Origin of the sequence: Acinetobacter sp. P1332 (genome assembly GCF_044057475.1) — a bacterium.
Lineage (GTDB): Bacteria > Pseudomonadota > Gammaproteobacteria > Pseudomonadales > Moraxellaceae > Acinetobacter > Acinetobacter johnsonii.
This window is the reverse complement of the sequence record NZ_CP171158.1, coordinates 1-24664: the sequence shown is the minus strand read 5'-3', so window position 1 is coordinate 24664 and position 24664 is coordinate 1. Positions and strand designations below refer to the sequence as shown.

General features: G+C 47.1%; 35 protein-coding genes. 12 read left to right on the top strand and 23 right to left on the bottom strand.

Annotation, left to right across the window (positions count from 1 at the left end; genetic code table 11):
• Window positions 1–6: 6 nt before the first annotated feature.
• From ACFN7Z_RS17720 to ACFN7Z_RS17680, 9 genes are all read left to right on the top strand, one after another.
• Window positions 7–513, top strand: coding sequence for a hypothetical protein (locus ACFN7Z_RS17720; protein ID WP_005005926.1), 507 nt, complete (start codon window positions 7–9; stop codon window positions 511–513).
• Complete coding sequence (locus ACFN7Z_RS17715; RefSeq protein ID WP_005005928.1) at window positions 506–1048, top strand: hypothetical protein; 543 nt, start codon at window positions 506–508, stop codon at window positions 1046–1048. The genes ACFN7Z_RS17720 and ACFN7Z_RS17715 overlap by 8 nt, the downstream gene beginning before the upstream one ends.
• Window positions 1045–1416 carry a hypothetical protein gene (locus tag ACFN7Z_RS17710; protein WP_005005929.1) on the top strand — a complete coding sequence of 124 codons (372 nt, stop codon included), beginning with the start codon at window positions 1045–1047 and terminating at the stop codon, window positions 1414–1416. The genes ACFN7Z_RS17715 and ACFN7Z_RS17710 overlap by 4 nt, the downstream gene beginning before the upstream one ends.
• 9 nt (window positions 1417–1425) lie before the next feature.
• Window positions 1426–1845: a hypothetical protein gene (locus ACFN7Z_RS17705; RefSeq protein ID WP_000145713.1), complete on the top strand. Its 420-nt coding sequence runs from the start codon at window positions 1426–1428 to the stop codon at window positions 1843–1845.
• Between the two features lie 5 nt (window positions 1846–1850).
• On the top strand, window positions 1851–2303 hold the full coding sequence (locus ACFN7Z_RS17700; RefSeq protein ID WP_005005931.1) for a hypothetical protein: 453 nt from the start codon (window positions 1851–1853) through the stop codon (window positions 2301–2303).
• 276 nt (window positions 2304–2579) lie between these two features.
• Window positions 2580–3089 (top strand): hypothetical protein, encoded by a 510-nt coding sequence (locus ACFN7Z_RS17695; protein WP_005005975.1) that lies wholly within the window; start codon window positions 2580–2582, stop codon window positions 3087–3089.
• Between the two features lie 138 nt (window positions 3090–3227).
• Window positions 3228–4082, top strand: coding sequence for a hypothetical protein (locus ACFN7Z_RS17690; RefSeq protein WP_395442702.1), 855 nt, complete (start codon window positions 3228–3230; stop codon window positions 4080–4082).
• A gap of 113 nt (window positions 4083–4195) precedes the next feature.
• Entirely contained in the window at window positions 4196–5191 is a 996-nt protein-coding gene (locus ACFN7Z_RS17685) for an IS4 family transposase (RefSeq protein WP_395442709.1), read from the top strand.
• Between the two features lie 12 nt (window positions 5192–5203).
• Window positions 5204–5413, top strand: coding sequence for a hypothetical protein (locus ACFN7Z_RS17680; protein WP_395442701.1), 210 nt, complete (start codon window positions 5204–5206; stop codon window positions 5411–5413).
• Between the two features lie 55 nt (window positions 5414–5468).
• Here ACFN7Z_RS17680 and ACFN7Z_RS17675 read toward each other — a convergent pair whose 3' ends face one another.
• From ACFN7Z_RS17675 to ACFN7Z_RS17650, 6 genes are all read right to left on the bottom strand, one after another.
• Entirely contained in the window at window positions 5469–5846 is a 378-nt protein-coding gene (locus tag ACFN7Z_RS17675) for a hypothetical protein (RefSeq protein WP_024160775.1), read from the bottom strand.
• A 13-nt stretch (window positions 5847–5859) separates the two neighbouring features.
• A complete protein-coding gene (locus ACFN7Z_RS17670; RefSeq protein ID WP_024160774.1) occupies window positions 5860–6174 on the bottom strand; it encodes a hypothetical protein in 315 nt (104 codons plus the stop codon).
• Between the two features lie 532 nt (window positions 6175–6706).
• Window positions 6707–7657 carry a hypothetical protein gene (locus ACFN7Z_RS17665; protein ID WP_005005981.1) on the bottom strand — a complete coding sequence of 317 codons (951 nt, stop codon included), beginning with the start codon at window positions 7655–7657 and terminating at the stop codon, window positions 6707–6709.
• 11 nt (window positions 7658–7668) lie between these two features.
• Window positions 7669–8139: a hypothetical protein gene (locus ACFN7Z_RS17660; protein ID WP_005005983.1), complete on the bottom strand. Its 471-nt coding sequence runs from the start codon at window positions 8137–8139 to the stop codon at window positions 7669–7671.
• A gap of 65 nt (window positions 8140–8204) precedes the next feature.
• Window positions 8205–8612, bottom strand: coding sequence for a hypothetical protein (locus tag ACFN7Z_RS17655; RefSeq protein ID WP_005005986.1), 408 nt, complete (start codon window positions 8610–8612; stop codon window positions 8205–8207).
• Between the two features lie 398 nt (window positions 8613–9010).
• Window positions 9011–10143 (bottom strand): IS3-like element ISAba14 family transposase gene (locus tag ACFN7Z_RS17650; protein ID WP_223155595.1). Its coding sequence is split into 2 segments (ribosomal slippage): window positions 9011–9891 and window positions 9891–10143, totalling 1134 coding nucleotides; the frame shifts between segments, so codons are not numbered across the junction.
• A 106-nt stretch (window positions 10144–10249) separates the two neighbouring features.
• Between ACFN7Z_RS17650 and ACFN7Z_RS17645 the strand changes: the two genes are divergently transcribed.
• A complete protein-coding gene (locus ACFN7Z_RS17645) occupies window positions 10250–10411 on the top strand; it encodes a hypothetical protein (RefSeq protein WP_395442700.1) in 162 nt (53 codons plus the stop codon).
• A gap of 195 nt (window positions 10412–10606) precedes the next feature.
• Here the strand turns inward: ACFN7Z_RS17645 and ACFN7Z_RS17640 are convergent, their stop codons facing one another.
• Both ACFN7Z_RS17640 and ACFN7Z_RS17635 read right to left on the bottom strand, forming a co-directional pair.
• Window positions 10607–11410, bottom strand: coding sequence for a DUF4942 domain-containing protein (locus ACFN7Z_RS17640; protein ID WP_005005990.1), 804 nt, complete (start codon window positions 11408–11410; stop codon window positions 10607–10609).
• Window positions 11411–11727: 317 nt separating this feature from the next.
• A protein-coding gene (locus ACFN7Z_RS17635; protein WP_117008103.1) for an IS4-like element ISAba1 family transposase occupies window positions 11728–12803 on the bottom strand; the annotation gives its coding sequence in 2 pieces (ribosomal slippage) (window positions 11728–12278 and window positions 12278–12803; 1077 coding nt in all).
• A 97-nt stretch (window positions 12804–12900) separates the two neighbouring features.
• Here ACFN7Z_RS17635 and sdhC point away from each other — a divergent pair.
• The gene (gene sdhC, locus ACFN7Z_RS17630) at window positions 12901–13275 is read left to right on the top strand and encodes a succinate dehydrogenase, cytochrome b556 subunit (protein WP_005005993.1); all 375 of its coding nucleotides are present in this window, start codon (window positions 12901–12903) and stop codon (window positions 13273–13275) included.
• Between the two features lie 860 nt (window positions 13276–14135).
• Here sdhC and ACFN7Z_RS17625 read toward each other — a convergent pair.
• The 6 genes from ACFN7Z_RS17625 to ACFN7Z_RS17600 all read right to left on the bottom strand — a co-directional run bounded on the left by ACFN7Z_RS17625 (window position 14136) and on the right by ACFN7Z_RS17600 (window position 17270).
• A complete protein-coding gene (locus ACFN7Z_RS17625; RefSeq protein ID WP_003464988.1) occupies window positions 14136–14402 on the bottom strand; it encodes a hypothetical protein in 267 nt (88 codons plus the stop codon).
• Window positions 14403–14571: 169 nt separating this feature from the next.
• A complete protein-coding gene (locus tag ACFN7Z_RS17620) occupies window positions 14572–14853 on the bottom strand; it encodes a DUF427 domain-containing protein (protein WP_003464986.1) in 282 nt (93 codons plus the stop codon).
• A gap of 67 nt (window positions 14854–14920) precedes the next feature.
• A complete protein-coding gene (gene grxC, locus ACFN7Z_RS17615; RefSeq protein ID WP_005005995.1) occupies window positions 14921–15193 on the bottom strand; it encodes a glutaredoxin 3 in 273 nt (90 codons plus the stop codon).
• 453 nt (window positions 15194–15646) lie between these two features.
• Window positions 15647–16393, bottom strand: coding sequence for a ferredoxin reductase (locus tag ACFN7Z_RS17610; protein ID WP_002118292.1), 747 nt, complete (start codon window positions 16391–16393; stop codon window positions 15647–15649).
• On the bottom strand, window positions 16386–16988 hold the full coding sequence (locus ACFN7Z_RS17605) for a sulfite oxidase-like oxidoreductase (protein ID WP_003464980.1): 603 nt from the start codon (window positions 16986–16988) through the stop codon (window positions 16386–16388). Before ACFN7Z_RS17605 ends, ACFN7Z_RS17610 begins: the two co-directional genes overlap by 8 nt.
• A 156-nt stretch (window positions 16989–17144) precedes the next feature.
• A complete protein-coding gene (locus ACFN7Z_RS17600) occupies window positions 17145–17270 on the bottom strand; it encodes a hypothetical protein (protein WP_256380712.1) in 126 nt (41 codons plus the stop codon).
• Between the two features lie 185 nt (window positions 17271–17455).
• On the opposite strand from ACFN7Z_RS17600, the gene ACFN7Z_RS17595 reads away from it, so the two are divergent.
• On the top strand, window positions 17456–17926 hold the full coding sequence (locus ACFN7Z_RS17595) for a hypothetical protein (protein ID WP_003464979.1): 471 nt from the start codon (window positions 17456–17458) through the stop codon (window positions 17924–17926).
• 325 nt (window positions 17927–18251) lie between these two features.
• Here the strand turns inward: ACFN7Z_RS17595 and ACFN7Z_RS17590 are convergent, their stop codons facing one another.
• The 9 genes from ACFN7Z_RS17590 to istB all read right to left on the bottom strand — a co-directional run bounded on the left by ACFN7Z_RS17590 (window position 18252) and on the right by istB (window position 24640).
• The gene (locus ACFN7Z_RS17590; protein ID WP_010591688.1) at window positions 18252–18545 is read right to left on the bottom strand and encodes a DUF1330 domain-containing protein; all 294 of its coding nucleotides are present in this window, start codon (window positions 18543–18545) and stop codon (window positions 18252–18254) included.
• Between the two features lie 58 nt (window positions 18546–18603).
• Window positions 18604–19035: a heme-binding protein gene (locus ACFN7Z_RS17585; RefSeq protein WP_005006001.1), complete on the bottom strand. Its 432-nt coding sequence runs from the start codon at window positions 19033–19035 to the stop codon at window positions 18604–18606.
• A 72-nt stretch (window positions 19036–19107) separates the two neighbouring features.
• The gene (locus ACFN7Z_RS17580) at window positions 19108–20121 is read right to left on the bottom strand and encodes a zinc-binding alcohol dehydrogenase family protein (RefSeq protein WP_002118279.1); all 1014 of its coding nucleotides are present in this window, start codon (window positions 20119–20121) and stop codon (window positions 19108–19110) included.
• Window positions 20122–20166: 45 nt separating this feature from the next.
• Window positions 20167–20475: a hypothetical protein gene (locus ACFN7Z_RS17575; RefSeq protein ID WP_005006003.1), complete on the bottom strand. Its 309-nt coding sequence runs from the start codon at window positions 20473–20475 to the stop codon at window positions 20167–20169.
• A 91-nt stretch (window positions 20476–20566) separates the two neighbouring features.
• Window positions 20567–21535, bottom strand: coding sequence for a magnesium and cobalt transport protein CorA (locus ACFN7Z_RS17570; protein WP_002118270.1), 969 nt, complete (start codon window positions 21533–21535; stop codon window positions 20567–20569).
• Entirely contained in the window at window positions 21532–22236 is a 705-nt protein-coding gene (locus tag ACFN7Z_RS17565) for a glutathione S-transferase N-terminal domain-containing protein (RefSeq protein ID WP_005006007.1), read from the bottom strand. Before ACFN7Z_RS17565 ends, ACFN7Z_RS17570 begins: the two co-directional genes overlap by 4 nt.
• Window positions 22237–22376: 140 nt before the next feature.
• Window positions 22377–22916, bottom strand: coding sequence for a peptide-methionine (S)-S-oxide reductase MsrA (msrA, locus tag ACFN7Z_RS17560; RefSeq protein WP_003464967.1), 540 nt, complete (start codon window positions 22914–22916; stop codon window positions 22377–22379).
• A 1-nt stretch (window position 22917) separates the two neighbouring features.
• A complete protein-coding gene (msrB, locus tag ACFN7Z_RS17555) occupies window positions 22918–23361 on the bottom strand; it encodes a peptide-methionine (R)-S-oxide reductase MsrB (RefSeq protein ID WP_003464965.1) in 444 nt (147 codons plus the stop codon).
• 520 nt (window positions 23362–23881) lie between these two features.
• Complete coding sequence (gene istB, locus ACFN7Z_RS17550; protein ID WP_074964445.1) at window positions 23882–24640, bottom strand: IS21-like element ISPst3 family helper ATPase IstB; 759 nt, start codon at window positions 24638–24640, stop codon at window positions 23882–23884.
• Window positions 24641–24664: the final 24 nt, after the last annotated feature.

Sequence of the window (24664 nt, the reverse complement as noted above, 5' to 3'; positions counted from 1 at the left end):
GGGAATATGGATCACCAATCATCAACTACACCACATGCACTCATTCTCGGTCTGACACTTGAACAGGCCATTTCTGTTTTAGCAAAGAAACCCGTTGATGCTACCCACTACAACTATCTTGAAGATGACGAGTACAACACCTACGTCATGATGAAACCTGAGTGGACTAGTCTCAACAAACATGCCTACCTACATGTAGATGGCTTAACCCATGAGCGTAAATGGATGTTTATGCCGAATGCTTCAGGTGAGTACAACTTGCTAGAGGGCTGTATTGACCTGTTTGAACTTAACCAGGCCATCGAACAGCAATATCTTGTGTTTGAACAATTCCTGAATAGCCACGGCGCACCGTTCCGCAAAGTTGGTGAGAAGTTTTCTTTTGTCACTCAACTTCTCTTTGATGCATGGGTGATAGATCCAGAACGTGCGATTCAAAAACTTCATGAGATGAAGGAAACAAAAATCTCATTACAAGTGCCTTTGCTTCATGGGGATAGTCAGCATGATTGATACGCAAAATACTAATGAAAACATTGCTTCAGAAATTGAAGCTCGTAGCGCTTTTGAAAATAGATACGGCGTGGTCGGTAGTCTGTTGGCCAGTGGCAATTATTCTTCTTGGGTGCATCAGGCGAAATGGGAAGCTTTTCGTGATGGTTGGATGCAAAGTGAAGTAGAAACTAAAAAATCTATCTATCAAATGCAAACACCAGCCATCAGCGATGACCAATTGGAAGTGGAAAAATTACTGCAGTTGCTCGATGACTTTTGGAATAAGAAATGGGGCGATTGGAAATCATCTGCAGATATGGTGGCGCAAGGTGAGGCAAATGCCTATGAACATGCGAGAGGATTGCTTGAAACGGCGATAAAACAAGATGAAGCCACATGCCAGTGGTTACGCAATCAATTGGCAACGATTCAAACTGAATTGGATGCTTTTATCACATTCGTTAATGAACACCTTGTTTACCATGAAAGTGATGGTCCAGATTTAATGTCGAAGATCCAGAAGCTCAAACATTTGATAAAGGTTAAACCATGATTACGGTTCAAATAGAGATGTGTGGCTTTGGGATTAAACGGCGTTGGGAGTTTGGAGATCCGCGCCGTGCGCCAATTACAGTTTTAGAAATGGGCTTCATTAAGGTTTGTAAAATGCGTGGTGATAGCAAACTGGTTGAGTTCATGAGGGGTTATGCAGACGACAAAGAATTCAACTGGCATCCCAAAGTTCGCATTGCACGTAGAAAAGCAGAACGTAAAGCCTATTCGTACTATGACAACCACTACAAACAGCAGATTAGAGAACTTTTCGATCGCCAAAATGTAGACCGTCAAAAACAATATGAATTGGAACGCCAAAACAAAGCGTTATTGGCTGTTATTGAACTTAAAAAAGAACAATCGTAGGTATATACCATGACGGGAATTGAATATTTTCAGAAGTATGGCTGGAGTCACGCCGTCCAGTCCGTTAGTCGAATTCCAAGTGAATACAACGAATATTCACCAGATCTCAAAACTGTTGTTGTAAACGGCAACTTTCGTTATGCGATGGCTGCGGAAATCAGCAAAAAGAAAACTGAAGTCTATGTTACTGAGCTCAAACAAATCATTGAGAGTGAAAAGCTACTAGAAGACTTCTTTAACTTGAATCTGGTTGGTATAGAAAAAGGCTTAAGTAATGCTAAGCGTGAAATGCAAGACATGGAAGAACAGGGGATTGTTGAATTCAACCATCGTTTTGATGACGACCTGACTTGCACCACGGAACGCATGAAACTTGCCATCGCTCAAATAGACCATCTTTATCAAAACAACATTACAAAAAGTGAGTAATGCCCATGTTAGAAATGTTCCAAAATCAAACCATGCGATATATCTCTATTGCCATTGGCGTGATTAGTATCTTTATATTCCTATACCTACTTAAACTCGGTGAGGGGCTTGTCATTAGCCTTATGGTTGCTGTGTTCATATGTGGTTTGAGTTTATTCAAACTGAAAAACTACTATGAAAAAAATAACCCATACATCAATGCAGAACACCTTGCTTGGCTGTATGGTGAATTGCAAGAATATGACCAGGATCTATTCACAACTGTCAGCAATCTGACCAAGAGTACTGGACGTTTAGAATTGAGCCAGCTTAAATCAATCCGTAACCGCTATGCTTCTTCCATGAACGAAACTCAACTACAAGCATTGGCCAGTGAACATACTGAAGAAAGCAAATATCGCTTAGACCAGTACAACTACTCAATTTATGTGATGGATGAAATCATTAATCAATATTAATGGCTGTAATCTAATGGTGAGAAATATGAGTCAGCAAAAACAAATTAAGCAAAAAGTGAAGCTTTTAAATATATCCCCTCTATCCGCTTTTTTTGGATTTTAATGTCTGAACTCTCAGTCGTTTATGCGTTTTATTCGCCCTTATATGATGAATTATCGGGTGCCAACCTGATCATCATTCTTCATGCAATCTCTATTAACATCGCCGTGTTATATATCTGCTATACGCGGTATCAAATGTATAAAGAGCTACAAAACTATTGAAAGGTTTATAAAATGAACACAACTCTACCTATTCTTATTCATAGCGTTATTGGTGGTATTGGTGAACATCCAGATGCTAAAAAACGAAGCTTAGGATACGGCGCTATCATGCTGTATATACCGATTGAACATATGGTCGGTTCAGGTGTACTTAAGCTGATGATTGATGTGAATACACTGTCGATCTATGCGTCTGAAAATCCTAATTACCTAAAACAACCACATACCATCAATGAAGCTTCTCACTTGTGGAATGCATTGCGCTTTGACAGTGCTTCTAAAGCCAGTCGGAAGGTCATTCATGATAATGGGTATGTTGAGTGTTTGTTTTCCATTCCTATGAAGGTTCTTGAGCCATTTATGGGTGCTGAATTGATTCAAAACGAATTAGGACTTCCATACATGGCCATCGATCAAAGTGACAAGTCGAAATGCATGCCGATTTGGTATGATGTCAGTAAATCGACCAATCAATTTATTGATGGCAACTACAACGATTATCCTGGTGTGCAGCCAACTTAAATTTTTAAGAAAAGTTTTTAGCTTTGATGATTTGTTAATTATTTATATCGACCACATTGGCGATGATGAAGAGAACAGACTCAATATGGCCCGTTTAATGGGCCACATTTATTTTTATAGATTAGGGATGCTAACTGCGTGAAAACAAAAATCATTTTAAACATCATTTTGTGGACCTTAACCGTCCTAACTTGTTATGCGTGGATTGCCTTTACGTTTATTGAACCAGTTGGCTACACCATGACTTTTCTTGTTATTTTAATATTGATGACAGTAGTGCTCAGCTGGTGCTTGGCAACACCTTATATTAAGACCAAAGACCGAACCAAGCGACTAGACGAAAACTTTAAGCTACTTATGCTCTCTGTTGCTGTTGTTCCACTCCTAATGTTTCTACTGTCATATGGTTTTATATGGTGTTTCAAAACGCTAGAAAAGAAACAGTTCAACCATGACCATATTGCTGCGATGGTACCGGGTAGTAACTTCAATCAACTACAAAAGTTTGCCAAGGAAAACTACAACGCGCCACTTGTGTTAGGTGACTTTAACGAAAGTTGGGCTTTAACTTCCTTAGATATACCGCAAGCTTCTCCAGCTTCATTAAGATCTAGTACAGGATATTGCCTGGTGAATATGTCTAAAACCAGCATGAACACCATGTATAAAGAAGCAAAAACCGATGTAAGCTACAACGATTGGGAAATGCTGATATTAGCGCACGAGTTATCTCACTGTTTAGATCGTGCGACCGATGTGCCTGGTGAACTTGGCCAGCCACTTAAAGCATTAAATTCAATTGCGCCGTCTGATCGGTCCAAAGTAAAGATGGATGATGTATCTACCTTTGTAACGGCTGAAAGTAGCGGTAAAACGCAACTATGGCGAGAATCTTATGCGGATCTGTTTGCGGTAGGTTTTATGTCACTTGACTCTGCACACGACAAAAAACAAAAAAGTCTGTTAAAGCAAAGGCATAATAGTAATTTTTAAGACGAATCAGACCATGCCAAACTTTAACAGACTTAGTGAAACTTTAACCCAAAACCTGAGTATGAACAAGGCAAGAATCACATGTTTGAGCCTAATGATAATAGCCCTGATTACTGCTCAAAGCAGTAATCTTAAAAAAAATAGCAAGACACCTTCCTAAGGGTGGCAAGACCGACAGTCACTATCGCAGACTACAGCGATTTTTTGCCGAAGCGAGGATAGACTACGATCAACTGGCTTTAATGATATATCGACTATTTGGGCTAGGCAAACTCACCTTAACCATTGACCGCACCAACTGGAAATGGGGTAAAAGTAACCTCAACATCTTTATGCTAGGGGTGGTATATAAAGGGATAGCCATCCCCTTATACTGGCAAATGCTAGATAAGCGAGGTAATACAAACCATCTTGAACGCTGTGAACTTATTGAGCGGTTTATCAAACAATTTGGCAAAGATAACCTTGAGATGATAGTAGCAGACAGAGAGTTTGTTGGCGAAAAATGGTTTAACTGGCTCACCAATAATCACATACCCTTTGCCATACGGATTAAGAAGAACAGTAAAGTTAAGAATCATCATGGCAAGTTGGTACAGATTAAAGAGTTATTACTCCATGTTAGCCATCAAGAAACATATCGACATGGACGAATACTGACTGTCGATGGTTGTTTGGTTCGAGTATTTGCCAAGCGTGATAAAGACTATGGTTTAGTGATTGTGGCCACCAATCAACTAGAAACAGTGGATGCGATGACAAGCTATGCTAAGCGTTGGGAGATTGAGACTTTATTTGCTTGTCTAAAGGGCCGTGGCTTTAATCTTGAAGATACCCACTTAACCCATCTTGATCGGGTCAGTAAATTAGTCGCAGTGAACGCCTTAGCATTTTGTTGGGCTTATCATGTCGGTATTTATAAAGACAAAGATAAGCCGTTAAAGCGCAAGTTAAAGTCAAACGCTCGACCTCAAGCCAGTTTGTTTGCGCTTGGCCTGGATGTGTTGATTGAGGGCCTTCACTTGGTGTTCTTTAACAATGATAAGACTGTATTTCGACAGTTAGTTAGCTTTTTAACCCCTAAACCTATGAAAATCGGGTGGGGATGATTTTTTTGTCGTGTGCAGAGGTCACTTGATCCAAAATACGATACTGCAGCGTTAAGAGAAAGCCTGATTAAATTACGTGAAAAACGTAAGGCACAAGATCCAACCCATAATTCGGTGTGTTGGTTGCAGTATTCTAAGAGTCAGCCTTTCCCACAAAAAGGTTCGGATGTTTATTCTTGGGCAAATAACATCAGAATTAAAGCGCCGTGCGAGTTGAAATAACTTGTCTTCAGACAAATTAAAAGCCCGAATTTCGGGCATCTTTTATACCAGCTAATTAACAATAAAAGCCAGGGCTTATAGTTGGTGCAGACATATCATCATAGATGCAATCTATACTGACTGCAGGTTTATCAATGTGGCTAAATAAGCTTGGATTGACCAATTGATTTGTTAGCTTAGATTTTTCTATACTAAAGCCAACCAGTTCAACTTCACAATCACACACGTAATGGAATTTTGCCTTACCGTACAACACAAATACATTAGGTGACTTCTCATACATCTTGAAGTACTCGGCTTGAGTTTGTGACAATGGAACCTCCAGCACCACAAAGCCATTTGGTACGACAAAAACTGCAGATCCATCTTTTACTGAGTAAACGATGGCTTGAACATCAGAAGCACGTTCAAAACCCACACTTTTTTTTATCATTTAGATTACCTTTTTATTTTGTAATATTCGCCTCGAGCGCAGCGTTTCGTACATCAGCTAGGTTTAACCAATGGCGGTGCTCAGCTTTAGTTTTTTCAATTTTGTGTGGTGTTCTTGGGTATTCCCAACTCCAGTAATGCTTTTTATAAATCTCCTTATCTTTCACAAGATACGCCTGTATAGATTGACTATCCTCATTAGTTGCATAGCCAACGCCAAAGTAAATATCTAAACCTTGCTTTAGTGCAGTTTGATAATCGGCTTCAAATTGAATAACAAGGGATTCAATCCTAGCTTCATGAGAAAAGATACTAGATAGTTTTAACATCACACGGCTCCAAGTTTAAGGCAATATGCCTCGAGATAAAACCATTATAACGGTCAAAATCCACTAAATTAGTTTATTTAAAAAAAATTTCATTAAAGTTAAACCCTTGAAGATTAAAACATACGGCGAAAAACTTAGGTTTTTTATTCAATATTAATCAGACTTACTCAAATTTAGTCTAGATGAACTGGTATTTTTAAAATTAAGGCTGCTTCGCGTTCCCATTTGTGAACAGATTCTCATTTTTGAGAATGAATTATATTTCATTTTTTGACTGACACTGGAACAATTAGCCATAGACGAGTAGGGGGTGGGTAAAGCCATATACCACATTTAAGAAATAACGCCGTAGTGGTGTTAATTCATTGTTAATTGAATATGGTTTGAATTAAGGCTTGATGGAAATGCATTAGTAGAATTATGGGTGCTGAATTATCAAAATTAAGTTTTGGATTATTTTAATCAATTAAAAAAACATCGTTTGCGTTTATAAAGCCAGCAGTTGATCAATTAGCTGATCAACGCAAGGGTATTAACCTTTTTTATGGTTTAAATACTTTTGAGTACGTTCTAATAATTTCGGGATGGTTTTTTCTGCTTCTTCTTGGGTGAGATGCAAACCATAAAATTTATTAGTTGTTCCGTAGCTTTCATTAAGTACAGAATAGGGAATATATAAGGTGTACATGTCTTGTTCTACTGAGTACAACGTGATGAAGTCAGTCGTATATGAAAACTTGCCATTTTCGCTCTCTAGCTTGATTTGTTGGTGTTTAACGAGCTTGAGTGGTGAAATGCAGTCACCGCCATAGATCGCAACTGTGCCACGCTCTTTGTACAGCTTAATGAGTTTTTTGGTGCATTTTAACGGCTTGCCGTGTTTGTCCAATTTTGGTTGGTTGCGAACAAAGATGTTATAGCGAAGATTCGAGTCACCAAGCATCCCGCTTGTTGTTTCACTGATGGTCAATTGGCGTTTAGACTTCTTATAAAACTCTAATAAGCGTTGCTGTAAATTGAACCGTGAAACACCGCATTCGATGTCAAAATCTAGACTTTTAAAAGCGTTTTTATTACTGTTGTTTCCAAAGTAACAAACTGCATCGTTAAACATTTGCGTTAAGTTTGCAAAAATTAAGAGAAAGTCGTTTTGTGGGTACGGACGTTTTTGATACATGCACCCAAACTCACTGTCTGACAACTTATAAAAATAGGTGCGAACGCCAGTATAACTGCAAAGTGAATCATAAATGCGTGTGCCTTTAATTTGAATCTGAGTAACATAGCTAGATGAAAATTCAGGGGTAGCCCAAAGCATAGGGCTGAACAGGATGTCTTTCACTAATCCATTGTCGTATGCACGGTCGCCAACGCGACTCTTTTGGTTAATGCGGTCGTTTTGGGTGTAAACATGGATGTTCTTCAGCTCCAACGTTTCACGTTTGAACACGGTCTTTTCAGCGGTAGCAGTAGCGGTCGTCATGGTGAAGTTCCTTATCGGCTTAAATACGTGTGTGCAAAAATTGCTTGCATGGTTTTAAAAATTTGGTCTGTTTCAAAGTAGTCAGAAATTTGCTCTTGGAATGGGCTTTGATGGTTGCGAACCAACGTGCGAATCGCAGAACTATTTAAGGTGTCTGAGTTGGTAAAACCATTTTTTAGTACTTTGATCTCAAAATATGGGCTAGTGGATGCAATCACACTGACAATAATGTTGCCGTCTTGGTCTGTCTTAACTGACAAATCAGCAATTGGGCTTAGCTCATGGCGTAAAAAATACATATTGTCGGGGTTATAGATTGCTTTAAATCTGATTCCGTCTTGGCATATAGCGCAAAACAGTTCATTCACCGACTCAGCAGTAAAGATCGCCCCAAACGTCACAACAACAGGCCCGACATTTTTTTGCTGTTTTTCATCATGTTTGATGGTTAGCTCGCAATGCGCTGTAATTAGGTTTTGCATGGTTTATATCCTCAAATGTGATTCAGTGGCATACGCACGTTATCCGTGCGTATGGGTGAATTGAATTAAGAAAGTTCGCGTGACCAACAATCTTCTATACGGTCGTATGCGTAGCCGTTTTGAGCCATTAACGTGCAAATGTCTTCAAGGTTTTTGCCAAAGATATTTACTGAGGTAACTTGGTCGAGTACTGATGTATGACCAAAGTTTTCTTTTAATGTTGCAACGTAGATTTCAACGTCCATGAAGAAGAAATTTGTTTTATCAGCCAATGTCGGCATGTGCTGTTGAAATTGAAGTTGAGCATAGTCACTATCCGCTTGAAGATCCGCAAGGGTTAAATCACAGTTGTTGTCGATGTAATCTGAGATTTCATCAAACAATGTTTCCATGTGAGCACCGCTAAAAGTTTTAGGGAAACCGATGTATAAAGTGCCTTGTAACTGTACTGATTGAGCGTTTAAATTTGACATGCTGTTCACTCCAAGTTTTAAGCTTTCTGCTTTTGATAGTTTCATTTTATGGGAAAACACAACCTGGCAAACTTTTCTCGAAAAATAAGATTTTCAATCTTTTTTAATCAATTAAAAAACATCGCTTGCGTACTAATATGATTTTTCTATTAGCCGTATCGCCGTAATGCATTAAGAATAATTTAACGAGCAATTAGTTAATTAATTAAGTTTAATTAAATTGTTAAGTTTTAAAACATATGAAGATGAACCAGCTCAAGACCGTCTTGTGCTTGAAAACATCACCATTGCTGAAGCGATGAAGTTAGCTGAAAACAACGGATTCTTTAAAGCAAAGAGAGGTGGTCCCACTTGTTTGAACAACTAAAAGCGTATTTATAAGTGATATTCCGCTCTAGTTAAGCCACCTTGTTTTGTTGGGGTAGCTGATCATAGTAAAACTCATTTGGTGTCATTTTGTCTAGACTCGAATGAGGTCGTTTCAAATTATAAAACTCAAAATATGCACTTAATTGCTTTTTCGCATCTGTGACACTGCTATAAGCTTTGAGATACACCTCTTCATATTTAACGCTCCGCCATAATCGTTCAACCATCACATTATCTACCCATCGACCTTTACCATCCATACTGATTTGAATGCCATTTGATTTCAATACATCAATAAATGCATCACTGGTAAACTGGCTGCCTTGGTCTGTATTAAATATTTCAGGTCGACCATATTTTTCAATCGCTTCATTTAAAGCCGAAATACAAAAATCCACCTCCATACTAATCGATACCCTATGCGCAAGTACCTTGCGGCTATGCCAATCAATCACAGCACATAAATAAACAAAGCCTTTTGCCATAGGGATATACGTTATATCCGTAGACCACACTTGATTACTGCGCTGAATAGCCAACCCTTTGAGCAGATATGGATATTTACGGTGAGCTTGATTAGCCTGGCTTAAATTTGGTTTGCAATATAACGCCTGAATACCCATTTTCTTCATTAAAGTACGTGTATGACGTCGTCCTATATGATGTCCTTGACGATTCAACAAATCACGCATCATACGACTGCCTGCAAAAGGATATTGCATATGTAATTCATCAATACATCGCATCAGCTTCAGATCTGATGCACTCACAGGTTTTGGGCGATAGTAATAACAACCACGGGAGACTTTCAGCAGCTTAGCTTGCTTAGATACTGAAATCTGAAGTGAGTCGTCGATTAACTTTTGTGGTTGAAGCGGCCCAGTTTCTTCAACACACCTTCTAAAAAATCAATTTCTAATGCCTGCTCACCGATTTTTGCATGTAGTTTTTTTAGATCGATGGGTGGTTCTGTTGGAGCTTTTGATTGATCGAAAGCTTGCGAGGAAGCTGAGATCAATTGATTTTTCCAGTCAATAATTTGGTTTTGATGAACATCAAACTCAGCACTCAATTCAGCAAGTGTTTTTTCTGCTTTAATCGCAGCAAGTGCTACCTTAGCTTTAAAATCATTTGAATGATTTCTTCTTGGTCTACGTGCCATAAAATACTCCATATATTGATGTTTATAACATCATTTGAGGAGCAGAATATCACTTATAGGAGTTGTTCAAATTTACGGATCCATCTCTAAGTACCAGGTGCTTAAAGTGATTCAATATTTTGATGTTGAATTGGTACTCACGGCGTCTGATGTTGAGTACTGTGCTGAATTACACCAGTTTAGCGGTGGCTATAACGTGACGGTGCTTGCTGATACACCTGAACAAGATCTTATTGCAATTCTCAATTCATTGGGGATATTGAATTAGAGCCATCTCGTGATAAGAGAATGCAGCTCCGAAAAATGGAGTCTAAATTTAAATCTGCCTTTAAGGGATATGATTTATCCCAAGTATCCATAGTGATATGGTCAGTGTATGTTCACCAGTGGCACGATCGCAAAATTAGTACCGTATATATCTAAAAAAAAACCACAATAACAATTGATGGTTTTTTAATGAGCTTTATAAAATGGGTTCATCATACGCACGGCGTTTGTGTTTTACATTTGGATCTATGCCAATTTGATTCGGATATAACAGGTTTAATACCTGGTTAATGCGATCAACTACGCATTGATTAAACAAGATATGACAGTTACCGTTTTCGTAGATCTTAATGCGTAATAAATTATCATCAATGCTATGCCAGATACCACGATCTAACCTGAGTTTATCTAATCTAGTGTGGTCTAAAGGCTTGCCAAATAACTGCCTTGCTATAAAGCGTACTTCTTCCACTAAATTATCTCGTCTGCAATAAGAATGGTAGCTATTGTGATGAATGATCACGCACGGGTTAATACCAGCACCAAGATTGGTTTTGTATTTGCTTGATAATTGGCAAAACAATGAATCAACTTTACGAGCATATGCCATGTGGCGCGTAGACCAGATAGATTCTAAAAATACATTCACGTTATCCATCGTGAAATCTTCAATTTCATGACGAGCAATTTTATCTGACAACGCATCATATTCTTTTTCAGATATAAAGTTTCTAAGATTGATGATCTCAGTTAACTTCCTCCAGAAGCATGACGATATTTGTTTTAAAGCAGATTCTTCAGTATTGAATGATGATGAATATGATTTTCGGGTGATTGCACTCACAATCTGGTAAGCATCAAGTTCAATATCTTTGATGCTTTCATAAATAACCTTTATTGACGATTTTGCTTTTTCGCATTGCAAAATTAGCTTTTCGACTTCAATAAAGTCTAATTCAGATGCTTGCACTTCTCTTTTTATATTTACCAACATATTCATAATTGCCCACCTAATTAGCTTAATTGTCTATATAGATATTTTAATAAAAACCATGGTCATTAATTTTTTTTTAAAATTTATAAGCTAACTTTTTCACTATAATTAAATTAAATAAGCACAACGCTTAAAACTTGGTGTAGTGGAATATGGCTCAACCTTTAAAATTCCTTATTACCTCTACTCATAAATGATGATGTCGATATGCTTATGAAAAAACAACATTCAGTTATGTTCTCAACTGATCGAACAAATACCAATGCTATAAAAATCTGTAATGAGGATATTGTTAAATGAAAAAACTCTGTACACGACAAATTTCACAGAACCCTTATCCTATCAGGATTCTGCCTTCTTAAAATTGCCAAAATTTCCTTAAACTCTTCTTTTTTCCCAAAACCAATTAAACGCTGAATCGCCATTTGAACATAGTCTAAACCATAGCGAAATAAACTCATTGAGAGTCGTCCATGCTTCTTTATTTTTATCGCTTTTTTTTGATCATGTTGCCATTCACCCGTTAAGTAACACCAACAGAAGCTTATAGCTAACACCGCAATCAATTTTTTCACTCGTCTAGGGTCTGTCAAGCGCGTATTTTCAAGATTAAACCCGCGTCCTTTGAGACAACTGAATAAGGTTTCAATTTCCCAGCGTAATGCATAATCCTGAATAGCATTGGCATTAAACTGAGGAGAAACGACGAGTAAAAGCTCTCCATTTTCTAACTGTAGTGCACTTATATATAGTTTCACCCGACCAACCAAAATCCGTCGTTTACGACATTCAATTTGACCAACTTTAAGATGGCGAAATAAATCACTAATTTTATGATTCTTTCCTAAATGATTGGTGACAATGAAGTTTTTTTAACACGAATGCAGAAGTTGATGTCTTGTTCAATTAACCATGTAAACCACTGCTCACCGATAAACTCTCTGTCTGCGAACACATTCACAATACGGTCTTTACCAAAAATGGCTATAAAGCGTTGAATCAAAGCAATGCGCTCTTTCGTATCTGAATTTCCACGTTTATTAAGCAATGTCCAAAGGATAGGTATCGCTATTCCACGATAAACGATTGCGAGCATCAGGATATTAATATTTCGTTTTCCCCATTTCCAATTGGTTCTATCTAAAGTCAGTTGCACTTGGTCGAATGAAAACATATTGAAAATCAACTGAGAAATTTGACGATAATCAAAATACTGACCTGCAAAGAAGCGCTGCATACGTCGATAAAATGATTGTGGTAAGCACTTGATGGGCAAGGCTTTAGATGCAGAAGAAAGATTACATGTTTGCTTTAAAATAATCACAAGCATGATGAGCGCAAAGCACTTTAAATGTGACTTGTTCCATTTTAGAGATTTGTTTAAGATAAGATATAGAATATCTCCATTATTGTCGCCGCCAGCCTTAGTTACAGCTGCTATGATGAATGAGATCGAAAACTGAAATCCCCCACTAGAATTGTTGACTGGAGTCAAAATGAATAAAAAGCGGCCGGTTAATCTTGATATTCGAACCATTCAGCTTCCTCTCACGGCGCTTACATCGATTCTGCACCGGATTTCAGGAATTATGCTCTTTATTTTTCTGGGACTGATACTGTATATGCTGAGCAAATCGTTGGAGTCAGAAAAGGGTTTTAATGAAGTCAAGGAGATTTTTTCTTCACCTTTCGGCAAAGTTAGTTTCTGGTTGGTATACTCTTCATTTATTTATCATCTCGTAGCCGGAATTCGACACCTAGTTATGGATGTGGGTGTTGGTCATACTTTGAAAGGCAGCAATCGCGCCTCTACTATTGTTTTAGTAGTGTCGGGTGTTTTAATGGTTGCTGGCGCCGTATGGATTTGGTAGCTGTGGAGTCGTAATGCGTATTTACAAGGACTAAAAGCGTCCTTTAAAGCTAACTTACGAAAGTATTTATAATCGACGGTTCACGCTTAAACGGTTGAATCCTTTCGGGCTTCCGAATAGCTGTTAGCTGAAAGCTATCATGAGCTAAGTTTTCTGTGCATCATCAAATGTGTTAATGGGAGCGCCATAGTACTAGGTACAAATATGGCTCTAGGACAATGTTAGATGTTTTGGATTTTGAGGCGGATCGCTCTTATCGAAGATCGTCTAATTCGCTCTGAAGCGCAGGTTTTTTGAAACTATCACCTGGTTGGCACACTGTGCGAATCAACATCAGATATGAGAAAGCCAATCAGGTGAACACTACCCTCGAGGGTTCATCTGTCCAGTTAAAGCCTCGAGTCTTTCTGGGTGCGCAAAAGACAAGAAGGTTATATGGGAAAATTATGAGGCCTGGATACCATGCGTCATGGGCGTGCCGATGCTGTGAGTGACAGAGCGAGAAGCAAGTGAAAGTCCCTGAAGTAGGGGCGGGATGCGCCCGAGTGGCATTTTTTGTCTTAAGGTAGATCGCGTAGCTGTTCTTCAGAATAATCTTCAGAGCGTTGACGACAGCCATCGCTGTGCATTCCTCAAGAATAGAATGTGTCGGAAGGGTGGCGTCATTGGTGTTAGTCATCGCTTAGGATTTCTCAATCTGGCTTACACGGGCGCCTGTACCGATATCCCCGCGGATGGCGACGTATCGATGTTGAATTCCTCGCCAGACGAAGTGCAATGAGCTGCGGCTATAGGCTTGCGCAGCCTTAGATAGCCGGCCGTCGCAGGCGCGCCGGTTGGCCGGGATCTTCTTCTGCCCGTCAGGTGTCCGGTCGGAACTCCAGCACGAACGCTACGACCTTTTCGGCGGACATTTCGCACGGCTTCAACAATGTCCTATCTGATGTAACGCGGAAGAGGTTGAAGCTGACAATGTCAGTCCCGTCCAACTCCCTGGCGAACAGACTGTTGCGACGTCCGTCCCCAGATCGCCGGACGATCAAGCTGAAACGCCGGCCTTCATAAGTCCCTTCTCTGTATCCCTCCGCAAGCTTCGCGAAAGCGGCATCGAACTCGGAATGCTCCATGTCATCCATCCTTATTGATAGAACAGAGGCGCGGCGGGTGCGAGACCGCCAGTGCCGGGTCGCGCTAAGGTGCCGGGCAGATTCCTGCAGCCGACGAGGCCCGGGGTGGGCAGGATAATTGAGATGTCGGCGCCCGCATGGCTATCAGCGAAGTCGTCCGTCCAGTCTGCTAGGCAACGTCCACGCCTTTCCAGAAAGCGATGTAATCCCGGATACCCTCGGCATCCGGAGTGGGGGCGGGATAGGTCCAAGCGGCGTTCACGTTGAGCGCGTCACCCGCGCGAACATGAAAGAAGCGCGCGGCGCCTTTGATCGGACAGACAGATGTGTGCGGGCTCATCTCAAGCAGGCTCAGGTCGACTCCTGACGGTGGGAAGTAGTGATTTCCCTCGACGATGACTGTTTCGTCGCTTGTGGCGATAGTAGTGTCTTTCCAGATGGCTGAGACCAACGGACTCTCCTTTTGTATTCATCAACCGGCGAAGGCTCGCGGGCTGGCTGCCCCAAGCCGCACCTCCTCAGGTGGCAGGCGGGTTGCGCCCGAGAAGTTTGTCGAGCTCGCCTCTGACATCGAGCGCGAATAGCTCATCGGAGCCACCGATAAGGGTGCCATTGATGAAGATCTGCGGCACGGAGCTTCGCCCCGACGCTTCCGCCATGGCCTGCCGGTGAGCCGGATCCGCCTCAATATCGAGCTCCTTCCATCGCACGCCCTTTTCCTTGAGGAGCGCCTTCGCTCGGCGGCAGAACGGGCACCAATTCGTGGTGTACAGCAATACATCAGTTGTCATATTGCATCTCCGGCAGTTGCACGCGGATCGCTGTCATGGCGTTGATCTCCAATTCGCGGCGTTCAAAGATGGCGACTGCACCTTGGCCGACATCGGAGCAGATGCTGACGATTGGCCGCTATCCAGGCGACATGGCCCAAAGTGCTTTCACCGCCAGGCAGAGGCCGCACGCGCCTCCTGTAGCGCCGAGCCGATGCTCTAAGGTAACCGAGCCTCGATTGGGACGGAAGCGGTCCCGCTCGAATCGCCCATCATGCTGGTCGAGCATATCAGGACGACGGATAGTGCAGGAACTTTCAAATTGAGCTTGATGTCGAGCCAGGTATCGCGAGCGAAGGCGTTCTAGAGGCCGGGGGGTACGAAGACTGTGTTCGGCAAAACGGTTCACGTTGATCGCCAAAGCTTCCCAGGGCGCACGTCTACGATCGGCGCGACGTGAGATAGCTCGCGCCGCTAGCCCCCGTAGCGCTCCGTCTTGATGATGGAGGCGTCCAAGCCCGCCAGCAGCGCGCTATCGGTTGCGATGTTGACGAATCCGTTAGACCCGCAGACGAACACTTGCGTCGGCTTTCCCTGAAGCCTGGTTAGAATTTCTTGGACCATCATGCCGTCGATCCGTCGCGCAAAGTCCGATGCGCGAACCGGTTTCTCGCGCGTAATCGCGAGCGCCAGGACGAACGCCGGATCGCTGATTTCGATGCAATGAAGTTCTTCTGAGAAGAGAACGTCCTCGGCGGTTCGTGCGGACAGGAGCAACGCTGTCGGAACGGCTTGGGCCAATGCGCGGCGCTGCCGGATCATTGCCATCAACGGCACGAGGCCGGAGCCTCCCCCGATCAACAGAACCGGATCTATGGCAGGCTCAGGCCAAAGGAAATGGCCACCGAGCGGACCGCGAACTTCGATTTCGTCACCAATCGCCGCGATGTCGTGAAAAAACGGCGAAACTTCGGCATCCGGCATGCGCTCGATAGCTATCTCGACGATCGGGGTCGAAACTGCCGATGACGCGATCGAGTAGCTGCGCATTGCACTGTAGCCGTCGGGCGCGGTCAGCCGGATATCGACGTGCTGACCTGCGGTGTGCGCGAACGGCTTGCTCAACCGAAGGAAGAAGCTCTTGATACTCGGTGTTTGCTGGATGATGTCGTCGATCACGCATGATTGCCACGAACGGACTTGCGCTTCGTTTTCAGTCATGGGTGTATCGTTGTTCGCGCCACGGATCGCCGTAGATGTGATAGCCGTGCAGCTCCCAAAAGCCGGCCTCGTCACGCGTCGTGAATTGCAGCGCATTCACCCATTTGGCGGATTTCCAGAAGTAAAGGTGCGGCACTAGAAGACGCGCCGGCCCCCCATGATCGCGGGAAAGTGGCTTGCCCGCATAACTGAGGGCGACCATCGCTTTCCCGGAAAGCAGATCCGTCAGAGGGACGTTTGTCGAATAATTATCGTAGCAGTGCGCCAAGACGAAATCGGTAGGCCGATCAAGCTCTGCATCTGCAAGGATGTCTTCAATGAGTACACCCTCCCAAACGGTATCCAGTTTGGACCAAGAGGTGACGCAGTGAATATCCTTTGTCACCTGGGTCTTTGGTAGAGTGTTGAATTCGCCCCAATTCCACGTTTTGACGGGCTTCGGACCAATTTTGACTGTGAATTTCCAGTCGGAGGGCTCTACCCTCGGCGTAGGGCCGGCCGACAGAACAGGGAAATCCTCCACCAGATGCTGACCTGGCGGAATCCGATCGGACTGGTCGCCTGAACCGCGACCGGTGAAACCTCTGGTGACCATAGTGACCCCTCTTGCTCGATACGGCAGACCGAAGCCGGCCTTCATTTCAGTACTCTGCGTAAAGCATTTGCCCGCACATCCGCCGAATAAGCCAATCGACTAAAAATCAGATACAGATGCTCTATCATCGTAAAAAATCGCGTATCGAACATAGCGTCAGGCCAGCATGATTCCCAATACCCAATGGCTATAGGGTAGATAACCCCAAGGCTGCGTACGCTGATCTGCGGTATGCGGAGCGGAAGTTGCAGGTTCGCTCTCAAACGGATGGGCAGCGTGCAAAGCTCAAGGCTCACCAGCGCATGGTTGCCCAGTTCGCGCTCGCCGGCAGCTTGAGTATATTAAGGACGAAATGTCGATCTGATCTATTCTGGCTTCAGGAAATAGGGAAAATAAGGTCGGACGTTCGCGCACCGTCGCGACGCGCGATCATCCACTAAGCTTCTGTATCGGGGTTGGAGGATCAGATGAACGAGATCGAACGACAAGCGCCTGAGCTGCGGGTGCAAAAATGGATTGGCAAAGATGGGGAAAGTATCGCGCCGTTCAAACTGTCAGATATCGGGCCCGGCCCGAAAATCTTGTTTGCCTTCCAGCATTGGTGCCAAGGTTGCCATTTGCATGGGTTTCCGACGCTACAAAAGTTGCATGCAGCGTTGAGCTCAAAAGACGTGGGGTTCGCAGTGATCCAGACCGTCTTCGAAGGAACGCATGAGAATACCTTCGAGAAGTTGCGCGTGAACCAGCTCAAGTATGAGCTTCCTATCGTTTTCGGTCACGACGAGCAACCGACCGGCTCGCCGTTTCCAACCTTCATGGAAGACTACCGCACACGAGGAACTCCGTGGTTTACGGTTATCGACGCTGGCGGTAGCATTGTTTTCTCGGACTTCCATCTCGACGCGGAGCGACTAGTGAAGCAACTTGAGCAAGGTTAATCGTTGGAAGGTGGGCAATCATCCTGATTGCCACCCATCCCCTGATGCCCACTACAGGCGTTGCGCGCTGTAACTCTGTTGATCAGCGTGCGAAAACCCGGATCCGGATAGGAGGAGCGTCAACGATTGAATCAATCCGTTGGGAGAGGGCGGCTCCGCTCCGTCAGCTCGGCAATAGATAACCCATTCTCGCCGAGCAACTCTCTGATCCGATCGACGATATGAGCCCCTAGCGCCGCTGTCTTGGTCCCCCCCACAGATTCCCAAGATGCGAGTTCACACGCCGATACCTCGTGGTCAGCGCCGAAGTGCTTCTGTCGGTATGTCACCGCCGCCCTTCAATGATAAAGGCGCGGTAACGGGAACCGGCAAAGCGTTGAGCAGCGATGGTTTGGTAGGCGGGACTGTCATACCAGTCGCGAGCGGCCTGCATCGTCGGGAAACGCAAGATTACGGCCCCTTCGATGGGCGGCCCCTCCAAATGCTGGATCGCGCCATAAGCGGCGAGAAAGGTAACGTCGTGACCATCGAACGATGGTCCGACGCCTGCAGAATAGGTTGCGAGTGCATGTGGGTCGCTGGTTTCTTCCCGCGTAAAGACGACGAACGCTTCCATCATTAGGCCTCTCAAAGGTTGGATCTGTTGGCCATTACCACCGGTGATGGCCTCACAGTCGTCAGGCTGGCAACTGGAACCCGATTTTCATGAGTGCCTCGACGCACGCATCCTGATCCTGCTGATAGTTGCCTCCGGAGATGCCTATGCCGCCGATCAACTTCCCATCCTCCAGAATCGGATAACCGCCGCCGACAGCGACCATCCGAGGGCGATAGGCTAGCGGCGCCACTTTTGGATCGTTGGTCACATAGTCGTTCCAGACATGGGTCGGGAACCCAAACGAGGCGGAACTCCAGGCCTTGTCGATGGCAACATCGACGGTAAGGAACGGCGCATCGTCGGTGCGCTCGAACGCGCGCAGGTTACCGGTGGCGTCGACGACGGCGACGGCAGCCGGGATGCCGATGGCACGGGCCGCAGCGAGCGCCGCGTCGATGAGGGCGACTGCGGTTTCGCGGTTGATCGAGGCGGTGGCAATAGATTTGGTCATGGGATTCTCATCGCTGGGGCATAACCCGTTCGGCTTTTTGAGGTTGGACAAGATGTTTGGCGATCGCGGTCGTTAGAAGCCTTCGAGGACGATCTTGCCTTTAGCCGCGCCACTTTCGATCAGTGCATGCACCGTCTTCAGATTGGCGGCATTGATCGGCGACAGTCGCCGGGTCAGCGTCGTGCGGATTTTGCCGTCGTCAACCAGCGCTGCCATCGCATCCAGAATCTCGCCCTGCTCATTCATGTCGGGCGTGCCGTAGATCGACCGCGTGAACATCAGCTCGTGGTGGATCGACACCGCCTTGCGCTTGAAAACCATGATATCGAATGCCTTGGGATCGTCGATCAGTCCGAACCGTCCTTGTGGGGCGATCAGTTCGGCGATGTCGGCGACATGTTGCTCGGTATGTGTGGTCGAAAAGACGAAAGCGGGAGCACCGATGCCGAGTTCGGCGATCTGTGGCGCGAGCGGACGAGAATGGTCGATGACGTGGTGAGCTCCAAGCCCTCTTACCCACTCTTGGGTTTCCGGTCGAGAGGCTGTGGCGATGACGGTGAGGTCCGTGCGCTGTCGCGCGATCTGGACGGCGATCGACCCAACCCCGCCCGCGCCACCGATGATGAGGATCGCCTCCGCCGCACCGGGTACGGGCTTCGCCACGTCCAGGCGGTCGAACATCGCCTCCCAGGCCGTCAACGTCGTCAGCGGCAGCGCCGCCGCTTCCGCCCAGGAGAGCGACGCAGGTTTGTGACCGACAATCCGGGCGTCGACGAGATGGAACTCCGCATTGGTACCGGGCCGTGTGATCGATCCGGCATAATAGACCTCGTCGCCTAACTCGAACTGCGTGACGTCGGGGCCGACCTCGCGCACAATCCCGGCGGCATCCCATCCCAGCACCTTCCAATCGCCATCTGCCGGCGGCGTGCTGTTGCGGACCTTGTAGTCGACCGGGTTGACCGAGACGGCCTTCACCTCAACCAGGATATCGTATCCTGCAGCGACAGGCCGAGGCAGATTGATGTCGACCAGCGCGGCATCCGCGGCGATGGGTCCCGGAACCTTGTAACCAATGGCTTTCATAAATGTCTCCAGCTTGCTTGATCGGATGACGCGAATGCTCGTTAGTCAACTTCTTCTACATTGAGGTCCCGACTCTTGAACTGGGTCGCGGTAGCAGATTTCATCGAACACGTCGATCAACAGGCCTTTATGCTCTGTCGCCGGATCGGTGATCGCGTAGATGTTGGAGGCATCTTCGCCGTCGTCCCCGCTCTCGAGGCGCAACGCCGCATCGACGCGAATGCTGCATGCATCGAGGGTTGACCCTAGTTCGAGATCGACGAGATTGCCGTCCTTGACGCGGTATTCGCGGTCATAGCCGTTGGCGATGAATGACTGGACTGCTTCTAGAACGTCGGTCACCTGGGAGGTCATGGAAGCACCTTCATCTTGAACTGGATTGGACACGCTCGCGCACAAAGCGCGCTGTGACTCGGCGGACGGAGAAGCTCGCGAAGTGCGTTACTCATAGCCACTTGGCCTTCTTGAAGCGCATGAACAGGAGAAGGCAGAACACCGCTATCACTCCGAGCACGACGAAGTAGCCATATGGCGTGTCCAGTTCCGGCATGTGCTTGAAGTTCATGCCATATATTCCGGCGATCGCCGTCGGGACCGTCAAGATCGCCGCCCAGGCCGCGAGCTGGCGAGTGACCACACCGATCCTTTGCGCTTCCAGAAGGCTGCTGGCCTCGAAGACCGTGGACAGGACAAGCAGGAGGCCGTCGACCATGGACTGCACGCGGTGGACATGGTCCGCGACGTCGTGGAAATATGGTGTCATTTCGGCGCTGATGCAGGGAAAGTGGCCGCGAACGAGCTTTCGCACCAGCTCGGCCATAGCCCCGAGCGTGCGCTGGAACCGCGTGAGTTCGGACCTTAGTTCGAAGATTCGCGCCACCTCTTCTGGCCCGAGGAAATCGTGCAGCGACCGTCGCTCCATCGCCAGGACGTCGTCCTCGATCATTTCGAAGATGGGCAGATACTGGTCGACCACTCGGTGCAAGATCGCGTGCAGCACATAGTCGACACCCTTGCCGAACTGTGTCGGCGATGCCTCGAGTTGCTCCCGAAGTTTGCCCAGCGCTCCGGCATTGCCGTGCCGCACGGTGATAAGGTGATTGTGACCGGTGAAGATCGCCATCTTGCCGTAGCTGATCCGGTCGCCGACCAGCTCGGCGGTCTGGGCGACGACGTACAACTCATCGTTGTAGACCTCGAGCTTGGGCGGGCACAGCGGGTGCATGGCGTTGTCGATCGCCAAAGGATGGAGGTTATACGTCGTCTGGATCGCGCTGAGTTCGTCTGCGGTGGGCTCGCTAAGCGCGATCCAGCAGAAGCCCGAGCGATTCTCGTTTAGTTCGACGTGCTCATCGAGCCTGATTTCACGGACTCGCTTACCTTCGTTGTAATAATATGCGGCGATAATGGTCATGCAGGCCTCGCAGGAATTCGCAGGCCACGCTGTACAGCCGGTCGCGCCAGCCCGCGTTCGAGCCATGCCTGCACGTTCGAATAGCTGCTTAGGCCGAGGATGTCGCCCGCTGCGTAGAATTCGACCAGCGCATTCACCCAGCCAAACGTCGCAATGTCCGCGATCGAGTAATCATCGACAATCCATTCGCGGCCCTCCAGCCGGTGATCCAGGACCCCGAGAAGACGCCTGGATTCATCAACAAAGCGCTGCCGAGGTCGCTTGTCCTCATAGTCCTTGCCGGCAAATCGCAGGAAAAAGCCTAGCTGTCCGAACATCGGCCCGATGGCCGACATCTGAAAGAACACCCACGCTAGGGTCTCGTAACGCTGGCCTGGTTCGGTGGAGATGAACTGACCCGTCTTGTCGGCCAGATAGAGGAGGATCGCACCGGATTCCCATAAGGCGATGGGTCTACCGTCAGGGCCAGCCGGATCGATGATCGCCGGTATGCGTCCGTTCGGGTTCAGCGACACGAACGCCGGATCCTTCGACTCGTTGTTCGAGATGTCGATCAGGTGGGGCTCGTACGCCAGGCCAGTCTCCTCAAGCATGATCGAGACCTTGACGCCATTGGGCGTAGGGGCTGCGTAGAGTTGCAGGCGATCGGGATGAGATGCCGGCCAGCGCTGCGTGATCGGAAAGGACGAGAGGTCTGGCATAAATCTGCGATCCTGGTGTTGCGATGGCGACTGACTGGAACGAGCCGTCACTCTGAAGTAGGGTTCGATGACCGCGTCGCTGAACGACGCGGTCACGAAGATTGCGGACCGGACCGGCGCAGTGGCAACGGCAGTGAAGCCTATTCCGCCGCGGTCCCGGCCGCTGGCTGTACGTCGTCAACCTTTTGGCGCTTCGGAAGCACCCAGCCGGGACGGACGAAGTGGCAGGTGTAGCCGCCCGGGCGCTTCTCCAGATAATCCTGGTGATCGGGCTCGGCCTCCCAGAACTCGCCGACCGGCTGGACCTCGGTCACCACTTTGCCATCCCACAGCCCCGAGGCATCCACATCGGCGATCGTATCCTCGGCGACGCGCTTCTGCTCCTCGTCGACATAATAGATGCCCGACCGGTAGGAGAGCCCACGATCATTGCCCTGGCGGTTCAGCGTCGTCGGATCGTGGATCTGGAAGAAGAATTCCAGGATGTTCCGGTAGCTCGTCACTGTCGGGTCGAAGACAATCTCGATCCCCTCGGCATGCGTGCCGTGATTACGATACGTGGCGTTCGGAATATCGCCGCCCGTGTAACCCACACGGGTCGAGATGATGCCGGGCCGCTTGCGGATCAGATCCTGCATGCCCCAGAAACATCCTCCTGCGAGAACAGCGCGCTGATGCATGTTAAGCCTCCTCTACTTGATCGAGATATTCACCGTATCCCTCGGACTCCATCTCGTCGCGCGGGATGAAGCGAAGGGACGCTGAGTTGATGCAGTACCGCAGACCGCCGCGGTCGGAAGGACCATCGGGGAACACATGGCCGAGATGACTGTCTGCGTGTACTGACCTGACCTCCGTCCGGACCATGCCGTGTGCGCTGTCCCGCACCTCGTTCACGTTTGCCGAAACGATCGGCTTGGTGAAGCTGGGCCAGCCAGTACCCGAATCGAACTTGTCCGTCGAAGCGAACAGTGGCTCTCCCGACACTATGTCGACGTAGATGCCAGGCTCCTTGTTGTCGTTGTACTCGCCCGTGAAGGGCCTTTCGGTGCCCGCCTCCTGGGTAATTCGGTGTTGCTCGGGAGTCAGGTGGTCGATTGCTGTCTGTGACTTTTCAAACTTCATTACAGTCTCCAATACTTATCTAGAGGGCCAGGCACGCTACCGCTAATTTTTTATGTCTCCTGATTTGCTCCTACAATGGTAGTGGGATGGCAAACGAAGTTTTACTAAGTGTTGGAAAATTAGAGATTTAAATTTCGCGTCTATTAATTCTAGCGCAACTGAGTGGTTAAGCAAGTACGTAATCAGTAAATATTAAAAAAATAACACAAAAGCACGATTATATAATACAGTGTCAGTGTTTTATGATAATCAACAACGCCTGTTTAGATGCTGGTAGATGCGAATTTTTTGGCGTACAGTCAAAATTTTCTGATGGTTGCTTAGTGTGTTGGCGCTGATGGAAAATTGACCCACCCTGCCGATTGAAATTTGACCCAGGGCGGATTGCTGATTTTGTTACCAGCAACTGTGGATAAGTCTACCAGCGCAGCTGCTGTTGCCCCCACTCCTTCGCTAGCCCAGTTCAGTTGTTTAAGACCTGCCACACGCAGCCATGTAGCAGGCCGTCGTCGCCATGAAATCAGAACGGCTCATCGTCCTCCGGTTCCTGGCCGCCCTTACGCTTTCGCTCCCGTGATTTGATCTTGGCCTGGGCCGCCAAGCTACTGTGTTGCAGGCGATAGGACTCGTTACCGGTTTCGACGATGTGGCAGTGGTGGGTCAGCCGATCCAGCAGGGCGGTGGTCATCTTGGCGTCGCCGAACACGCTCGACCATTCGGCGAAGCTCAGGTTGGTGGTGATCACCACGCTGGTGTGTTCGTACAGCTTGGATAGCAGGTGAAACAGCAACGCACCGCCGGCCTGGCTGAAGGGCAGATAACCCAGTTCGTCGAGGATGACCAGATCCATGCGCAGCAGAGCTTGGGCGATCCGCCCGGCTTTGCCGTCGTGCTTTTCGCGCTCCAGCAGATTGACCAGATCGACCGTGGAGTAGAAGCGCACGCGCTTGCCGTGCCGGGTGATGCCGGACACGGCCAGCGCAGTGGCCAGGTGGGTTTTACCGGTGCCAGGCCCACCGATCAGCACCACGTTCTGCGCGGTGTCGGTAAAGGCCAGACTGGCCAGTTCGCTGATCAAACGAGCGTCTGCGCTGGAGGCGCTGAAGTCGAAGCCGGCCAGGTCGCGGTGCATCGGCAGCTTGGCCATGTTCATCTGGTGGCTCACCGAGCGCATGGCGCGATCTGTGTGCTCTTGTTCCAGCAGGTGTTCGAGCAGCCACTTGGACGAGGCTGTGTTCGACTCACCCTGCGCAGTCAACTCCGCCCAGGCCGTGGCCATGCCGTGCAGGCGCAGCTCCTTGAG